The organism is Ligilactobacillus salivarius DSM 20555 = ATCC 11741 (assembly GCF_001435955.1).
In the GTDB taxonomy this organism is placed as follows: Bacteria; Bacillota; Bacilli; order Lactobacillales; family Lactobacillaceae; genus Ligilactobacillus; species Ligilactobacillus salivarius.
Map to the genome: position 1 here is coordinate 1 of NZ_AYYT01000027.1, position 16,238 is coordinate 16,238.

General features: G+C 29.7%; 15 protein-coding genes. 12 read left to right on the plus strand and 3 right to left on the minus strand.

What is annotated here, in order from left to right; translation table 11 throughout:
* Positions 1–90 precede the first annotated feature (90 nt).
* Together FC55_RS08970 and FC55_RS08975 are read right to left on the minus strand one after the other, a co-directional pair.
* Positions 91–315 (minus strand): hypothetical protein, encoded by a 225-nt coding sequence (locus FC55_RS08970; RefSeq protein ID WP_003701128.1) that lies wholly within the window; start codon positions 313–315, stop codon positions 91–93.
* Positions 316–347: 32 nt separating this feature from the next.
* Positions 348–1,835 carry a nucleotide sugar dehydrogenase gene (locus FC55_RS08975; protein WP_003701129.1) on the minus strand — a complete coding sequence of 496 codons (1,488 nt, stop codon included), beginning with the start codon at positions 1,833–1,835 and terminating at the stop codon, positions 348–350.
* 202 nt (positions 1,836–2,037) lie between these two features.
* On the opposite strand from FC55_RS08975, the gene FC55_RS08980 reads away from it, so the two are divergent.
* The 7 genes from FC55_RS08980 to FC55_RS09010 all read left to right on the plus strand — a co-directional run bounded on the left by FC55_RS08980 (position 2,038) and on the right by FC55_RS09010 (position 8,786).
* On the plus strand, positions 2,038–2,835 hold the full coding sequence (locus FC55_RS08980; RefSeq protein WP_003701130.1) for a YveK family protein: 798 nt from the start codon (positions 2,038–2,040) through the stop codon (positions 2,833–2,835).
* A gap of 17 nt (positions 2,836–2,852) precedes the next feature.
* A complete protein-coding gene (locus FC55_RS08985; protein WP_003701131.1) occupies positions 2,853–3,578 on the plus strand; it encodes a CpsD/CapB family tyrosine-protein kinase in 726 nt (241 codons plus the stop codon).
* Positions 3,579–3,929: 351 nt separating this feature from the next.
* Positions 3,930–4,706, plus strand: coding sequence for a tyrosine-protein phosphatase (locus tag FC55_RS08990; RefSeq protein ID WP_014568754.1), 777 nt, complete (start codon positions 3,930–3,932; stop codon positions 4,704–4,706).
* 19 nt (positions 4,707–4,725) lie between these two features.
* The gene (locus FC55_RS08995; RefSeq protein WP_003701133.1) at positions 4,726–5,700 is read left to right on the plus strand and encodes an LCP family glycopolymer transferase; all 975 of its coding nucleotides are present in this window, start codon (positions 4,726–4,728) and stop codon (positions 5,698–5,700) included.
* Between the two features lie 79 nt (positions 5,701–5,779).
* Entirely contained in the window at positions 5,780–6,445 is a 666-nt protein-coding gene (locus FC55_RS09000; protein WP_003701134.1) for a sugar transferase, read from the plus strand.
* 135 nt (positions 6,446–6,580) lie between these two features.
* Positions 6,581–7,768 (plus strand): hypothetical protein, encoded by a 1,188-nt coding sequence (locus FC55_RS09005; RefSeq protein ID WP_003701135.1) that lies wholly within the window; start codon positions 6,581–6,583, stop codon positions 7,766–7,768.
* Positions 7,769–7,775: 7 nt separating this feature from the next.
* The gene (locus FC55_RS09010) at positions 7,776–8,786 is read left to right on the plus strand and encodes a sugar transferase (RefSeq protein WP_035150159.1); all 1,011 of its coding nucleotides are present in this window, start codon (positions 7,776–7,778) and stop codon (positions 8,784–8,786) included.
* A gap of 18 nt (positions 8,787–8,804) precedes the next feature.
* Here FC55_RS09010 and FC55_RS09015 read toward each other — a convergent pair whose 3' ends face one another.
* The gene (locus tag FC55_RS09015; RefSeq protein WP_003701137.1) at positions 8,805–9,677 is read right to left on the minus strand and encodes a beta-1,6-N-acetylglucosaminyltransferase; all 873 of its coding nucleotides are present in this window, start codon (positions 9,675–9,677) and stop codon (positions 8,805–8,807) included.
* 138 nt (positions 9,678–9,815) lie between these two features.
* Between FC55_RS09015 and FC55_RS09020 the strand changes: the two genes are divergently transcribed.
* The 5 genes from FC55_RS09020 to FC55_RS09040 form a co-directional block, all read left to right on the plus strand.
* Positions 9,816–10,871: a glycosyltransferase gene (locus tag FC55_RS09020; RefSeq protein ID WP_003701138.1), complete on the plus strand. Its 1,056-nt coding sequence runs from the start codon at positions 9,816–9,818 to the stop codon at positions 10,869–10,871.
* Positions 10,872–10,887: 16 nt separating this feature from the next.
* The gene (locus FC55_RS09025) at positions 10,888–12,612 is read left to right on the plus strand and encodes a glycosyltransferase family protein (protein ID WP_371824760.1); all 1,725 of its coding nucleotides are present in this window, start codon (positions 10,888–10,890) and stop codon (positions 12,610–12,612) included.
* 146 nt (positions 12,613–12,758) lie between these two features.
* Positions 12,759–13,874, plus strand: coding sequence for a UDP-galactopyranose mutase (gene glf, locus FC55_RS09030; RefSeq protein WP_003701141.1), 1,116 nt, complete (start codon positions 12,759–12,761; stop codon positions 13,872–13,874).
* A 2-nt stretch (positions 13,875–13,876) separates the two neighbouring features.
* Entirely contained in the window at positions 13,877–15,307 is a 1,431-nt protein-coding gene (locus FC55_RS09035) for a flippase (RefSeq protein ID WP_003701142.1), read from the plus strand.
* A 215-nt stretch (positions 15,308–15,522) separates the two neighbouring features.
* Positions 15,523–16,238: KxYKxGKxW signal peptide domain-containing protein (locus tag FC55_RS09040; protein WP_169790301.1), on the plus strand; the 716-nt coding region annotated here is incomplete at its 3' end.

Here is a 16,238-nt window from a genome sequence, read left to right on the forward strand (position 1 = left end):
AACTATTAGACTTTCATCTAATAGTTTGAAAATAATAATTAAAATTTTGGCATTAATCCTTTTTGACAAAGAACTTCTATTATAATGTATTTACAACAATTTGATAGTAATACTATCAATAGAACGATTCTCTAATTCTTTCTTAGAGAGGATAATATCCCAGATATTATCGTATGAAAGAACTCCAGTTGAATGACTATCGTCATAGAAATCTTTATCAGTATCAACAAATTTGACAGTATATTCATATTTAGATGGAACAATTTTTGCTTCTTCATCATTGACTTTTAACAATTTTTTTGCATAAGTAATCACCTCCTTTCAATAAATATATCTACATGTGAAGTTTAATCTCGCTTAAAAATATCGCGAGTATAAACTTTATCTTTTACATTATCTAAAATATTATTATAGCGATTGGCAATAATGGAATCACTTAATTTCTTAAATTCATTTATATCATTAACAACTTTACTTCCAAAGAAAGTTGTACCATTTTCAAGCGTTGGTTCGTAGATAATAACTTTAGCTCCTTTAGCTTTAACACGTTTCATGATACCTTGAATAGAAGATTGTCGGAAGTTATCAGAATTTGATTTCATTGTAAGACGGTAAACTCCAATAGTGACTTGCTTTTCCTCTTGTGGGTTAAAGTTATTTGAATCGCTGTATGAGTAATAACCAGCTTTTTGAAGAACTTGGTCAGCTATGAAATCTTTTCTAGTTGAATTTGATTTTACAATAGCTTCGATTAAATCTTCAGGTACATCTTTATAATTTGCTAAAAGTTGCTTAGTGTCTTTTGGTAAACAGTATCCACCATAACCAAAAGAAGGATTATTGTAGTGGGAACCAATTCTAGGATCAAGGCAAACACCATTGATAATTTCTTCAGTATTAAGACCTTTTGATTCTGCATAAGTATCTAATTCGTTGAAGTAAGAGACACGAAGAGCTAAATAAGTATTAGCAAATAATTTTACGGCTTCAGCTTCAGTAAATCCCATGTAAAGTGTATCTATATTTTCTTTAATAGCACCTTCCTGAAGTAATGAAGCAAAATCATGAGAAGCTTTGACAATTTCAGGATCATCTTTATCAGTAGAGACAATAATTCTACTTGGGTAAAGATTATCATATAAAGCTTTGGATTCACGTAGGAATTCAGGACTAAAGATAATCTTATTAGTTTGATACTTTTTGCGTATATGTTCTGTATAGCCTACAGGAATAGTTGATTTTATAACCATAATAGCATTAGGATTGACTTCCATAACAAGTTTTATTACAGCTTCAACGGCACTTGTATCAAAATAGTTGCGCTTGCTATCATAGTTAGTAGGTGCTGCAATTACAACAAAATCAGCATCCTTATAAGCTTTTTTACCATCTAATGTAGCTGATAAGTTTAAATCTTTTTCAGCCAAAAATTTTTCAATATATTCATCTTGAATAGGTGATTTACGATTATTTATTAAATCAACCTTTTCTTGTACAATATCTACCGCAGTTACTTGATGATTTTGTGCTAAAAGGGTAGCTATTGAAAGGCCTACATATCCTGTACCAGCTACAGCAATTTTTACATTAGATAGAGTTTCAGCTTTTTTAGCAGTGTTAAGTGGTTCAATGAATAAGTCTGTTATATCAAAATTTAGTGCTTGGCTAAGACTTTCTAATTGAGGAATGGAAGGAATAAAGTCTTTTGCTTCTATTCTGCTAATAGTTGCTCTATTTATATTAGTTATATCAGAAAGTTGTTGTTGCGTTAATGATTTTTTCTTTCTATTAACAATAATAATTTCAGCTAACTTAGAGAGTGATAATTGTTTCATAATTGTAGAATCCCCTTTTTGTTATTTTTAATAACAATCTTATTGTATATGCATAATTAAAATAGCATAAAATTTATTTTTTAGCAAAAAATCCAATATTTTGTTATTGTTGGTAACAATAGGTGTGTTGATAATATATTGACAAGATAACTAAAAATAAATTATTATTAATTCTGTAGATTTTATTTATTGGGAGAAGATTATGAGTAGAAAAGACGATGAAACAATCATAGATTTAAGGCAATTAATGATTGTATTGAAGAATAATGTAGTATCAATTATTACTTGGATGATATTAGGATTGGTAGTAGCTTTAGGAAGCGTATTTTTCCTCATTGAACCTAAATACAGTTCTAGTATCGATATTTTAGTTAACCAAAAAGCAAATAATGCTCAAGTTCAATACGCCACTCAACAGGCTGATTTACAAGCTATTAATACATATAAAGATGTTTTAACAAAACCAATTATTTTAACACCAGTTCTGAAGGAAATTAAAAATACAGATAATTATCAAGGAAATTTGAATTCCCTAGCAAAGTCTATTAAAGTATCGAATCAAACAAATTCACAAGTTGTAACTGTTACTGTTACTGACAAAAATGCTTATGTTGCTGCAGATATAGCAAATACTGTTGGTAAAGTATTTGCAAAAAAGGTCAAAAAGATGATGCAAGTAGATAATGTTACTATTGTATCTGACGCTAAAGTAAATTCTAAACCTGTATCACCTAATAAAAAATTATTTGCACTTGCAGGAGTGGTGTTAGGATTATTTATAGGTGTTGCAATTGCATTTATTAAGGAATTTACTGATAAAACTATCAAGGATAGTAGTTTCTTAACTGATGAATTAGGTTTAACCAATATAGGTTCTGTATATCATTTAGATATTAATGAAGATGATTATGGGGCAGTTAAAGTTATTGATAGAAATAAAATTTCTAAAAATAATAGTGCTGAAGAAAAAATTAGTACTCCACGTCGTCGTAGAGTTTAGAAAGGAGGGTAAGAGACATGGCATTATTTAAGAAGAAAAAAAAGTTAGATACTAATAGTATGGAAAAAGGTGCTTATTTAGTAACAATTGCTAAACCAACATCTGTAGATACAGAACAATTTAATACTATTCGTACAAATATTACATTCTCTAGTGCAGATACAGAATATAAATCTTTAATGATTACTTCATCTGTTGCTTCTGAAGGAAAATCTACTATAGCTGCAAATATTGCTGCATCCTTTGCTAAGCAAGGTTTATCTACTTTGTTAGTTGATACGGATTTACGTAGACCAACTATTGCCTCTACCTTTGGTATTGCTGATCCAAGAGGATTGACAAATTTCCTAACCGATAGAGATTTTGATATTAATGATGTTATTTACGAAACTACGGTAGATAATTTGTTTGTCATTCCTGCTGGTCCTATTCCTCCTAACCCATCTGAATTAATGGGTTCTAGACGTATGGATAAATTACGTGAAGCATTGGAAGAAAAGTTAGATTTGGTTATCTATGACGCTCCACCAGTTTTATCTGTAACTGATGCTCAACTTTTATCTGCTAAAGTTGATGGAACACTTCTAATTGTTCGTCAAGGATTTGCAGAAAAAGAAGGTGTCCGTCAGGCTGTAGATTTGCTTAAACATGTTAATGCTCATATTATAGGAGTAGTATTAAATGATGTAGATGCTTCTACAGATGGTTACTACGGCTATTATGGATATGGAAAAGAAAAATAAATTTATTTAAATGATGTATAGTTGTAATGTAGCTCTTATCTTTTTAGGTAAGGGCTTTTTGTTTAATATTTAGTATTGTAATTTAAAATACTTTTAATATATAATATCCACTAAGGAATAAATTGAGACTTTCTTCTATTAATCGAATGATAAGTGTAACTTTATTTCTTATTTTCTTATCAAATTTAGTATTGGATACCCAACCATTACTGAAAAGTAGACTTAATAAATTTGTTTAAAAATCGGCAACAATTGTCGGTTTTTTGTTTGCCTTTAATGAATTTAAAGGTGAAGTTTGGTATAATATATGTGTTTTTTGTATTATTTAATTATCAGAAAAGGATTATTAATATGAATTTTGAGAAAATAGTAGATTTACATTGTCATATCTTGCCGGGTATTGATGATGGATCTCCAGACTTAGAACATTCATTGCAATTAGCCCAAGAAGCAGTTGCTGATGGAGTTACACATATTTTGGCTACTCCACATCATCTTGATCGTAATTATACTAATCACGCAAAAGATGTCATTAGAATAGCTGATGAATTTCAAGCTGAATTAGATAAGCGAGAAATTAAATTGACTATTTTTCCAAGTCAAGAAGTACATATTAATGGAGAACTTTTGAACAGATATGATGATTTACTGGGAATAGATGAAGATAAAAGATACATGTTATTAGAATTTCCACATGATGGTGTTCCTAGATATGCCGAGAATATGATTTTTAATTTAAAAAAAATGGGAACGATACCAGTTATTGTGCATCCTGAACGTAATCATGAAATTCAGAATAATTTAAATATGTTGTATGATTTTATTAAAGCGGGGGCTTTAGCACAGGTTACAGCTACAAGTTATGTTGGTGGTTTTGGTTCACATGTAGCTGAAATATCACATACATTGGTTGAACATAATTTGGTACAAATTGTTGCTTCAGATGCACATACTTTAAAGGGGCGTAAGTTTGTGTTAAGTGAAGCTTTGAATCAAATTGCTAAAGATTTTGGTGAACAAAAAGCAATACAATTTGAAAAAAATGCTGAAAATCTTATCAATGGGGAGTATGTCGTAGCTAGAGACTATACACCAATTCAGAAAAAGAAGAAATTCTGGTTCTTTTAACGGAAAGTGGGAGTAGGAAATGAATAATGAAGAAGAAAAGTTAAATAGAAATCACAGTCATCATAAGCATCATCACCATCGCTCATTTTGGCAAAGACATAAAATTTGGAAATGGGTTTTAATTGTTATTGGGTTATTTATAGTTGTTGATGTTGCATTGTTTGGTAAAATGTATTTTGATGCTAAAAAGTCAGCTAATAGTACATATAAACAAGTTAAGACAAATAAATTGCGTAATACACCAGATTTAAATAATGGTAAACCATTTACAGTTCTTATCTTGGGAACTGATACAGGTGAATATGGACGTACATATCGTGGACGTTCAGATACTATGATGTTAGCAGCAGTTAGTCCTAAAGAAAAGAAAACTACTTTAGTAAGTATTCCACGTGATACTAAGGTAGCAATTCCAGGATATGGGTATAATAATAAGATTAATGCCGCTTATTCATATGAAGGTACAAAAGGTGCGGTTAACATTGTTCAAAGTTATTTAGATGTTCCTGTGGATTACTATGTTGAAATGAACATGAAAGGTCTTGAAGAACTTTCTGCAGCTGTAGGTCCAGTTAAAGTTGAGAACGACCTAGAATTTACTAATGCAAATAAGACCTTTAAAAAAGGAACTGTAACTATTGATGAAGATAATATCTTAGCCTATACACGTATGCGTTATGAAGATCCACGTGGTGATTATGGGCGTCAATTACGTCAACGTATGGTGCTCGAAGCTTTAGTTAAGAAAATTGCAACAATTGGAAGTATGACTAAATATCAATCAATTTTAAATGCAATTTCTAGTAACATGAAGACTAACTTGACATTTGATGATATGAAGGCAATTGCAACTAAATATAGTTCTGCTTCTAAGATTGAACAAATTCAATTGCAAGGGGAAAGTCAAATGATTGACGGTGTATCTTATGAAGTTGTTCCACAAAGCAATTTGGATAAAGTAACTAGTCAATTAAAGAAAGCATTAAACGAGTAATGTTAGCTTTTTGTTAAAATTTTGTTGAAATTAAATGATATAATTTAGGGAGTTAATATAAAACGAGGGGAATGCGCTAATGGAAAAAATTGGAGGAACGGTTAGCATGAAGAAATTAGATAGAGAAAACATTAATAAAAGATACATCTATCATTTTTTCAAACGAGTTTTTGATTTTTTCGCTAGTTTAGTAGGATTAATCTTGTTATCGCCGTTGTTATTATACATAGCATTTAGAATCCATAAAGAAGATAGAGGACCAGTATTTTATTCTCAAACTAGAGTTGGAAAAGACGGTAAAGAATTTGAAATGTATAAATTTCGTTCTATGATTGTGGATGCTGATAAGAAATTAGCTGAATTAAAATCTCAAAATGAAGTAGAGGGTCCAATGTTTAAGATGAAAGAAGATCCTCGAATTACAAAAATTGGTAAATTTATTCGCAAGCATAGTTTTGATGAGTTGCCACAACTTTTAAATGTGCTTAAGGGTGACATGAGTCTAGTAGGACCTCGTCCACCTTTGCCAAGTGAAGTTGCTCAATACACAGATTATGATAAGCAAAGGCTATTAGTAGTCCCTGGTTGTACAGGACTTTGGCAAGCAACGGTTAGAAATAGTGTAGGCTTTTCTGAAATGGTTGAATTAGATTTAGAATACATTCAAAAGAGTGGTTTTTTCTATGATTTATATTTGATCTTTTTAACAGTTAAAATTGTACTATTCTCTAATGATGCGTATTAATTTGAAGGAAGCTTAGGTTCCATTGAGAATCTAGGCTTTTTATTATTTTGTGGTTAATTGAAGTTTTACAGTATAAATACTATAATAAAATGAACTTATGATTTGATATAAATAATTGTTTTAAAGGAGAAGAAGATGTTTTTTTCGTATTTGACAGATAATATAGGGAGTAGGATAGAGAAAAAATTACCTAATATTGCTCCAATTTTATTTTACAGTGCTTTTATTATATTTATACTAATGCAATATATGTATGGAACTTTATTTAAAGTTAATGGACATTATGTTTTCATAATGATGACCGTGTCCACAGTTTTAGCTGGAATAAAAATTCTTTTGTTCGATAAAGTTTCAGATGTATATAAATTATTAATGTTAACAACACTAGCTTTGTTGTTTGCAGCGGGTAAGAATTCATATGATTATGGTTTGTACTATTATACATTCTTAATTTTTGCTGCTAGGGATATTAAATTTGAAAAAATAGCAAGACTATTTGTAGTAGTAATGACAACTATGGTGGCTATTACCACTATATGTGCTGTTTTACATGTTATACCTACACTAGCAGTTGGAAGATCTAATTCTGCTGTCCTTAGACTTTCTTTAGGTTCAGTGTATCCAACTGATTTAGCTTCTAGAATATTTCATATTGTACTTACATATGTAGTGTTGAAAAAGTTCAATTTAAATATTCCAGAATATATATCACTAATTGCGGTGACAATTACTACATATTTAGTTACTGATACAAAACTTTCATTAATTTTAATGATAATATTGATAGCATTCTGCATTTTATATCCATATATTGGTAAAGTATTCGAAAATGTAAAGGCATATGTAATAAGTGGTATAGCATTCTTGTTTATCGGAATAAATTTAATTTTGCCTTATTTATATAGTGCATCTAATCCTATTTTGAAAAAGTTAGATAGCTTATTAACAGGTAGATTATATTTAGGTAATGTAGCTTTTAAAGATTATAATGCAACTTTATATGGACAATTTGTGTATCAAAACGGTTGGGGTGGTTTACAAAATAAAGTTGTGGAAAATTATTTCTTTATAGATTCATCAATAGTAAGAGTCTTGCTAATGCAAGGAATAATAGTGTATGTGTTTTTACTATGGTTGATATTAAGAAATATAAATAAAGCTTTGAAGAATAAGCAATATGCTATAGTTTTAGGGCTACTATTAGTTTTATTAAGTGGTGCAATTGATCCACATTTGATAGAAATTTCTTTTAATATCATGTTCTTAGTTAGCTTTGCTAATTTAGATTATTTTAAAGAAAATAGAATTGAGAAAGGATTATAATAGTATTATGAATAATTATCTATTATCAGTCTATGACAAGACAGAATATAATGCAGGGCCAAAAGCTAAAAGAGACATAAGTAGAATTTTAAGCGAAAAACTTAATTTCAAGAACATAGAATTTTATTTTAATTTAGATAATACTATTTTTTCCAAAATTAATAAGATTAAATATTTAAATTGGGATATACCTAGAAAGTTAAAGAATAAAAAAATAGATAATATTTTTATCCAGTACCCTATATATTCAACAGTAGTTATCAAAAAAATATTATCTTCATTGGATCGAGATGTAAAAGTCTATTATATAGTTCATGATTTGGAATCTCTGAGACTATTTAAAAATGATGAGAACTATCTATCGGAAGAGATAAATAGATTAAATGATGCAGATGGGATTATTTCTCATAATTCAATAATGACAAAATGGCTAAAAGAAAATGGTGTAAAGACTCAAGTATCTGATTTAGAAATATTTGATTATTTAACAAAAAATGTAGCACCAGAATCTAACAGTTATGAAAAGACATTGTGTTATGCTGGAAATTTACAAAAATCCGATTTCTTAGTTAATGAATTTTATCCAATAGATGTGTATGGGCCTAATCCTAAGAAGGAATATCCTAAAACTGTAAGTTATAAGGGTGTATTTACACCGGAAGAATTACCTAAGCATTTAAAAGAAAATTTTGGTTTAATATGGGATGGAAATAGAATAGATGAATGTAATGGTGTTTATGGTGAGTATATGAAATATAATAATCCCCATAAAGTGTCACTATATTTAAGTTCGGGTTTACCAGTGATAATTTGGGAAAAAGCAGCGTTGGCAGAATTTGTAAGTAAACATCAAGTGGGAATTGTAGTTGGAAGTTTAGCGCAACTGCAGAATAAGCTTGGTTCATTGACTGAAGAGGAGTATTTGAATTTAAGGTATAATGCTCAATTAGTAAGTGAAAAATTAAAAAATGGTTACTATATTGTAAAGGCAGTATCAAATCTAATAGATAATAAATAGAGAGGTTAACTAGCCTCTCTATTTATTATTTCTATTAAGTTGGGTTATCAATTCATCAGAATATGGATTCTCAAATTTTCTAGCAAAAATGTAATCGCCATTAATAATATTATCAAAATCAGACATATCTAAAATAGCTGGATAACTTCCATGTTGTTTTTGCCATTTAATATACCGATGATGGTTTTTGACAATTCTTTGTTTAAATTCAGGAGAATTACAAAGGATAGTTTGCATCCAAAATTCATCAGAAAAACACCCCGTTTGAAGCATTTTTAGGAGATTAGGATGAGACTCTAAATAATTGATGCAATATTCAACAGCATCTCTGGGCATATCTACCCAATTTTCACCAGAGTATATTTCTAAATTAATTCCTAACTTTTTAAATTTATTGATTCTGAGCAAACTTTGTATTAATAATAATCCCCGATGATAGATTTTGCCGAATGTTGAACGACGATTAATTTTGTCGTAATTGAAGTAATATTTTTGCCATAAAATGATGGATTCACCTTTTTTTTTAACATTTTTAGCTTTTGAATAAGTCATGTAAATACGGTCATTGTCAATAAATTTATCGTAGATGTTTTTAGAAGGAATGGTTAACCAATCTTGACCAGAAATAACGTGTATATATTCAATTTGACGATTTTTAAGTACTTCTTTCATTAGCAGTACAGTAGCAGCACCTATACTCCAACTACCCCAGTGAACATCTATTTTAGATATATAATGAATGTTTTTCTTATCAAGAATCTGTTTATAATTTTCAGGAATATTCATTTTCTTATCAAAATGAATATAGACTTCAAAATTATTATGTAAAATTGTTGCTAACTTGGTTACGTGCTCAATGTTTTTATGAGCTAATATTAATATTGCTTGCATAGTTGACTCCCTAATATCACTGTAATAATTAATATAAATTATATCATGGATTAGGATTATTTAAATAAGTTAAGGGGAGAGAAAACGTGGTAGAATATAATGTGCGCTAATGATATAGAAATTTAAGGAGAAAATTCCATGAAAAAGAAACTAAATTTTATAGCTAGCAATCTTTCGGGAAAAGGTGGTACTGAAACAGTTTTAATAAAAGTTCTTAATCAACTTGTGACGGAGAGAAGTATACAACTTACATTAATTGATGATCCTAAAGATAAGAATTGGCTATCTAAACTGGATAAAAATATCACAGTAAAGATTTGTAAGAGAAAGAATCCAATAATGAAGTTATTATTTGTAACTAGAGAATTTATTTTTAATAAGAATTGTGATCATATCTCTTTAAGTCCTAAAGTGCTTAAAGTCGGTAGTAAATTGAGAAAAATAATGAATCTGAATTATAAATTAATTTCATGGATTCATTTTTCTTTGAAAGACCAAGATATGTTTGATCCTAGGAATTTATTATATGCAGATTTCCATCTTGCTATAAGTTCTGTTATAGAGAAACAGCTGATAGGTATGGGGATTAAAAAGGAAAATATCAAACTTATACTTAATCCTGTTGAAGTATGTGAGACTTTACCTAAGAATCAAGATGGAAGAGCAGACTTCTTTTATGCTGGAAGAGTCATGTATAGTGGTCAAAAAAATCTCAAAGAACTATTTCTAGGAATTAGTAAAGTAACCAATTTGGATCTACATTTAAATATATATGGAACAGGTAATGATTTAGATAAATGTAAAAAATATAGTGAACAATTGGGCATAGCAGATAAAATAACTTGGCATGGGTGGACAGAAAACTTATGGGAAGAGATAAAAGAGAGACCTACAGCATTAATTATGACATCTAAGTATGAGGGGTTACCAATGATAATGTTGGAATCTATTGCAAGAGGAATACCAGTTGTAAGCACAAAATTTGCAGGATATGAAGATATTTTGAAAGATGGAGAAAATAGTTATACTTATTCTCAAGGTGATATTAATGGGTTAATTAGAGCAATGACTGATGTAGCAAATACATCATTGTCGCCAGAATGTATAAAGAAGAGTATAGAAAATTATTATCCAGAGAAGTATTTCAAAAAGTTAAAAGAATCTTTGGAGTATTTTGAAAATAATAATCTATAATATATTTTTTAAGGAGATGATTGAAGTGAACGCCAAATATAAAAGAATATTTGGGATACATCTTGTATTTTTAGTGATAGTTAGCATAGCTACTTATATTGATTTTAAGAGTAACTATATTATTAGTGGATTTGATACTTTTTTTCATGTAGAGAGAGTTTATGAAATAAGAAGTGCATTTAAGGCAGGCTCATTTCCTGGATGGCTAAATTTTATGACTTTTCATCATGTAGGACAAGCTATTAATGGCATGTATCCAGATATAAGTTTGTGGCCACTGGTATATATTACGAATAAGTTAAATCCGATACATCAGGTTATTATAATAAGATCATTAATATTGATTTTAACGTTTTTTGTATCATATATAAGTATTTCTAAGAGATTTGATAAGGAAAATGCTAGTTATGTATCTGCAATATATGCATTGTCAGGTATGTGTTTGAGAAGTTTTAATAGCGAATTGCAATTAGGTACAGCAATTATTTTAATATTTTTGTTTCCCATAGTTTTTAACGTAAAAGATATAATATATTCTGAGAAGGTAGATATTAGATTAATATTAAATATGGCACTACTATGTACAGTAGTAATATATTCGCATTTAATGAGTATATTTGTCTTGTATGTAATAGTAGGAATAAGTATTATAGTTAGACTTATATGTCATAAAAAAATATATCCAATAATCAATATGCTAATGTCTTCATTGTTTTTAACTGCGACATCGCTACCAATACTTTATAGATACTATATAATATCTAAAGCAGGAATCCAACCAGCATACTCAAAAGGAAATGTAGCAACGGTAAAGTTTATAGATATTTTTTCATCAGCTGAATGGAGTAGTCGAGCATCTCTAAGTATTGTAACAATAATATTATTATTTATAGTAATATCAAATTTTAGAGTGAAAAAAGTGAATTTATTATTACCATACTTGTATGGGGAAATTATACTGATTGTGTTAGGAACAAATTTGGCGCCATGGAGTATACTACAGAATATGCCACTATTTGATAGCATTCAAAATACAGGCTGGAGATTTATAATTTTTTCAGGAGCAATACCTTTTATTCTTTTGTTAGTTAATTTTAGTGAAAAGAGTAGTAGGAAAATATTAAAGATATTATTTATAATAGCAATACTTACTTCTGTAAATGAATATTATAGTTTTCATGGGTCTGCGCGGAAAAATATGGCAATTTTTAGTGGTGATAATAATAAGATATTAGGTGCAGAAGATTGGGTGAGGTTAAAATCTACCGGTATCAATAGTGACAAGTTGACGAGAGACATTATTCCGGACTATGCTCCTAATCAAATTGATTCAAAGGTATTTGCAAATGGTTCAACTCTAAGTGATGATTTGCAGAATAGAATTAGGTATAATCAAGTTAAAATGAATGGTAAGAATGTTACTACTACAAAGGAATATACTTATGAAGGTATAAGTTTTAATTTTAACAATATAAAGAGTGCTTCTTCAATAGAGTTACCTGTATATGGATATAAAACATTAAATTATCATGTTACAGTTAACGGAAAAAACGTACCGTATACAATATCAAATTTGGGATTTATAGAATTGAATAATATAAGAAAAATAAAAAATGTTAAGATAGAGTATCTCTATCCTAAGATGTATAAATATATAATTTATTTTTCTACAATAATAATATTGATATTGAGTGGAATAAGTATATTTTATTTTAGAAGTACGAAATATAAATATATATAATTATTTTCAGTGGTAGTACTATCATTAACGTTATGATTGGAAATTTAATAATTGAACAATAAGTATATCATTAGTACAATTTTAATGATAAAATAAACTTTGTTTTGTAATTAAAAGGAATATTATGGATTTGGAGGAAGTATAAAGTGACAAATTATTTAGTAGTGGGTGCAGGTCTTTTTGGTGCAGTATTTGCACACGAAGCTGCTCAAAGAGGACATAAAGTAAAGGTTATTGAAAAAAGAGACCATGTTGCCGGAAATATTTATACAAAAGAAGTACATGGCATTCAAGTCCATCAATTTGGTGCACATATCTTCCATACTTCTAAGAAAGAAATTTGGGAATATGTAAATCAATTTGCTGAATTTAATCGTTATACTAATAGCCCAGTAGCTAATTATAATGGTGAAATTTATAATTTGCCTTTTAACATGAATACATTCAACAAGCTTTGGGGAGTTGCAACTCCTAAAGAAGCTATGGCTAAGATTGAAGAACAACGTGCAGTTCTTAATGGTAAAAAACCAGAAAACCTTGAAGAACAAGCTATTTCATTAATCGGAACAGATATTTACGAAAAATTGATCAAGGGTTATACAGAAAAGCAATGGGGACGTAAAGCTACAGAATTGCCAGCTTTTATCATCCGTCGTTTGCCAGTGCGTTTAACTTACGATAACAACTACTTCAATGATACATATCAAGGTATTCCAATCGGCGGCTATACACAAATCGTTGAAAAGATGTTAGATCATGACAATATCACTGTTGAAACAGGAGTAGATTTCTTTGGTCGTAAAGAAGAATATCTAAAAGAATATGATAGAGTTGTCTTTACAGGTATGATTGATCAATTCTTCGATTACAAACTTGGAGAATTAGAATATAGAAGTTTACGCTTTGAAACAGAAGTATTAGATGAAGATAATCATCAAGGGAATGCTGTAGTAAATTACACAGATGCCGAAACGCCTTATACTAGAGTAATCGAACATAAGCATTTTGAATTTGGTAAGGGTGAAAAGGGTAAGACTGTTATTACTCGTGAATATCCTGCTGATTGGAAACGTGGCGATGAACCTTACTATCCAGTGAATGATAGTAAAAACAACAGTCTTTACAAGCAATACCAAGAATTAGCAAGTAAAGAAACTGAAAATGTGATCTTCGGTGGACGTTTAGGACAATATCGTTACTACAACATGGATCAAGTTATAGGAGCAGCTTTGATAACTGTTAAGAATGAATTTGAGGGATAATTATGAAGGTAATCAAAAATTATCTTTACAATGCAGGATATAATATTTTAGCCTTAATCTTACCATTGATAACAGGTCCTTATATCGGACGTGTTTTAAAGCCAGAAGGGGTAGGGATTAATTCATATACTAACTCTTTAATTCAATGGTTTGTATTAATTGCGGGGATTGGTATTTCCTATTATGGCAATCGTGAGATAGCGTATGTACGTGAAGATAAGAAAAAAATGACACAGACTTTTTGGGAAATTCAAATTCTTAAAGTAATAATGACAGTTGTCGCTTTCTTCTTATTTGCGCTATTTATTCAATTCTACCGAAAGTATTATTGGTACATGATATTACAATCTTTGAACATTGTCGCAGCTGCAATAGATATTTCATGGTTGTATATGGGAATTGAAGATTTTAAAAGAACCGTTATCAGAAATACGATGGTAAAATTAGCATCTTTAGCGATGATTTTTATTTTCGTTAGAGATGCTAGTGATGTAGGTGTATATATTGTAATTCTAGCTTTATCTCTAATTGGCGGTAATTTAACTTTATGGCCACATTTACGAGTTTTATTAACCAAGATAAGTATTAAAGAATTACACCCATTAAGACATTTTGTCCCAACAGTGTCACTGTTTGTTCCACAAATTGCGACGCAAATTTACTTGATTTTGAATAAAAATATGTTAGGTATTTTTGCTGGAGCTACTTCTGCTGGATTTTATAATCAATCAGATGCTCTTGTTAAGGTTGTTTTAGGTCTAGTAACAGCAACTGGAACAGTTATGTTGCCTCATGTATCCAATGCTTTTGCTAAAGGTGAAACTAAGAAAGTAAATGAATTATTATATAATTCTTTTGATTTCGTATCCTGTTTGGCTATTGCGATGATGTTTGGCTTAGCTGCTGTATCAAAGTATTTAGGTACGATGTTTTACGGACCTGGTTTTGGCCCAGTTGGTTTAGCTTTAATGATTGAATCAATAGTGATTGTTTTAATTGGTTGGAGTAATGTTGTTGGAACTCAATATCTTTTGCCTACAAATAAAGTTAGGTCTTTTACAATATCAGTAGTATTTGGGGCAGTTGTTAATATTGTACTTAACTTTCCATTTATTTATTTCTGGGGTTTATATGGTGCTGTATGGGCAACCGTGTTATCAGAATTAGCTGTTACCGCTTACCAACTGTGGGTAGTTAGACATAGTATTGATTTGAAAAAGATGTTTGAGAATTTTCTAAAGTATCTAGTTGCTGGAATTTTAATGTTTATTCCAATTTACTATCTTGAATTACTTTGGAAACCTAAAGATATGAATTTACAAGGGATCATGTATACAGGCATAGAAGTCGTTATAGGGATAGTAATTTATGTTATAGTGCTTTTAATACTAAAACCTACAATTTTAGGTAAGATCAAAATGATAAAAAAATAATATATTTTAGTAGCAATCTGTTAATAATACGGATTGCTATTTTTATGACAATAATGTAACACTAACTTAAAGAAATAATACAAACCTTGATAAATATTGAGATTGATATTTGTGTAAAGTATAATAAAAAAGTATTCCTATAGACTTTTATGGGGATGGCTACACAAGTTTAGAAAGAATTTAAGTTTAGATAAGAAAAAGGAGGACGTTTTTCCTTGGAGAATTATGAATCAAAAAAACGTTATAAGATGTATAAAGCCGGTAAAAACTGGGTTGTAGCACCTTTAGTTTTTTTAGGATTGGCAATAGGAGTTAATGTTCATAATCCTAAAGTTATGGCTGATACTAATGTTCAAAGTCAAACAGATAATAACAATAACAATCAAACTAATAAGCAAGAAGTAACATTACAAGCAACACAAAATACAGAAACAAAGACAGTTGTTAATCAAGTAAACAGCAGTCAACAAGTAAGTGTTGAAAGCAATCAAAGTGTAGAAACTAATACAAATGAAGTTGCAGATACTACTCAACAAACTTCTACAAAGCAAGAAGTAAAGCAATCTACACCAGTAACTGTACAAGCTCAAAGTGCTCCTGTACAACAAGCAACGCCTGCAATTAATAATGTAACTGCACAAGTAGCAGAAAATAAAGTTGCTACTGCACCTGCTATATCAGTAACTACTTCCGAACAAAGTCAAAATACTCAAGTAGTTAACAATAGTGAACAAAGTAATGCTACTCAAAGTTCAACTACACAAAAGAGTGAAGAACCTAAAGTAGAAACACCAGTAAATACTGCTGATAATGCTAGTCAAAAGTATGTTAATGACAATTGGTATTTAGTAGATAATACTACTGGTAAAAACTTAACAGGTTTTCAAGAAATTAAAGACCAAAATAAAGTAGTTTACTATGCACCAAGCAG

Excerpts from the sequence above, each read along its gene's own strand:
- FC55_RS08975 (WP_003701129.1), bottom strand. The coding sequence starts at position 1,835 with ATGAAACAATTATCACTCTCTAAGTTAGCTGAAATTATTATTGTTAAT.
- FC55_RS08980 (WP_003701130.1), top strand. The coding sequence starts at position 2,038 with ATGAGTAGAAAAGACGATGAAACAATCATAGATTTAAGGCAATTAATG.
- FC55_RS08985 (WP_003701131.1), top strand. The coding sequence starts at position 2,853 with ATGGCATTATTTAAGAAGAAAAAAAAGTTAGATACTAATAGTATGGAA.
- FC55_RS08990 (WP_014568754.1), top strand. The coding sequence starts at position 3,930 with ATGAATTTTGAGAAAATAGTAGATTTACATTGTCATATCTTGCCGGGT.
- FC55_RS08995 (WP_003701133.1), top strand. The coding sequence starts at position 4,726 with ATGAATAATGAAGAAGAAAAGTTAAATAGAAATCACAGTCATCATAAG.
- FC55_RS09000 (WP_003701134.1), top strand. The coding sequence starts at position 5,780 with ATGGAAAAAATTGGAGGAACGGTTAGCATGAAGAAATTAGATAGAGAA.
- FC55_RS09005 (WP_003701135.1), top strand. The coding sequence starts at position 6,581 with ATGTTTTTTTCGTATTTGACAGATAATATAGGGAGTAGGATAGAGAAA.
- FC55_RS09010 (WP_035150159.1), top strand. The coding sequence starts at position 7,776 with ATGAATAATTATCTATTATCAGTCTATGACAAGACAGAATATAATGCA.
- FC55_RS09015 (WP_003701137.1), bottom strand. The coding sequence starts at position 9,677 with ATGCAAGCAATATTAATATTAGCTCATAAAAACATTGAGCACGTAACC.
- FC55_RS09020 (WP_003701138.1), top strand. The coding sequence starts at position 9,816 with ATGAAAAAGAAACTAAATTTTATAGCTAGCAATCTTTCGGGAAAAGGT.
- FC55_RS09025 (WP_371824760.1), top strand. The coding sequence starts at position 10,888 with ATGATTGAAGTGAACGCCAAATATAAAAGAATATTTGGGATACATCTT.
- FC55_RS09035 (WP_003701142.1), top strand. The coding sequence starts at position 13,877 with ATGAAGGTAATCAAAAATTATCTTTACAATGCAGGATATAATATTTTA.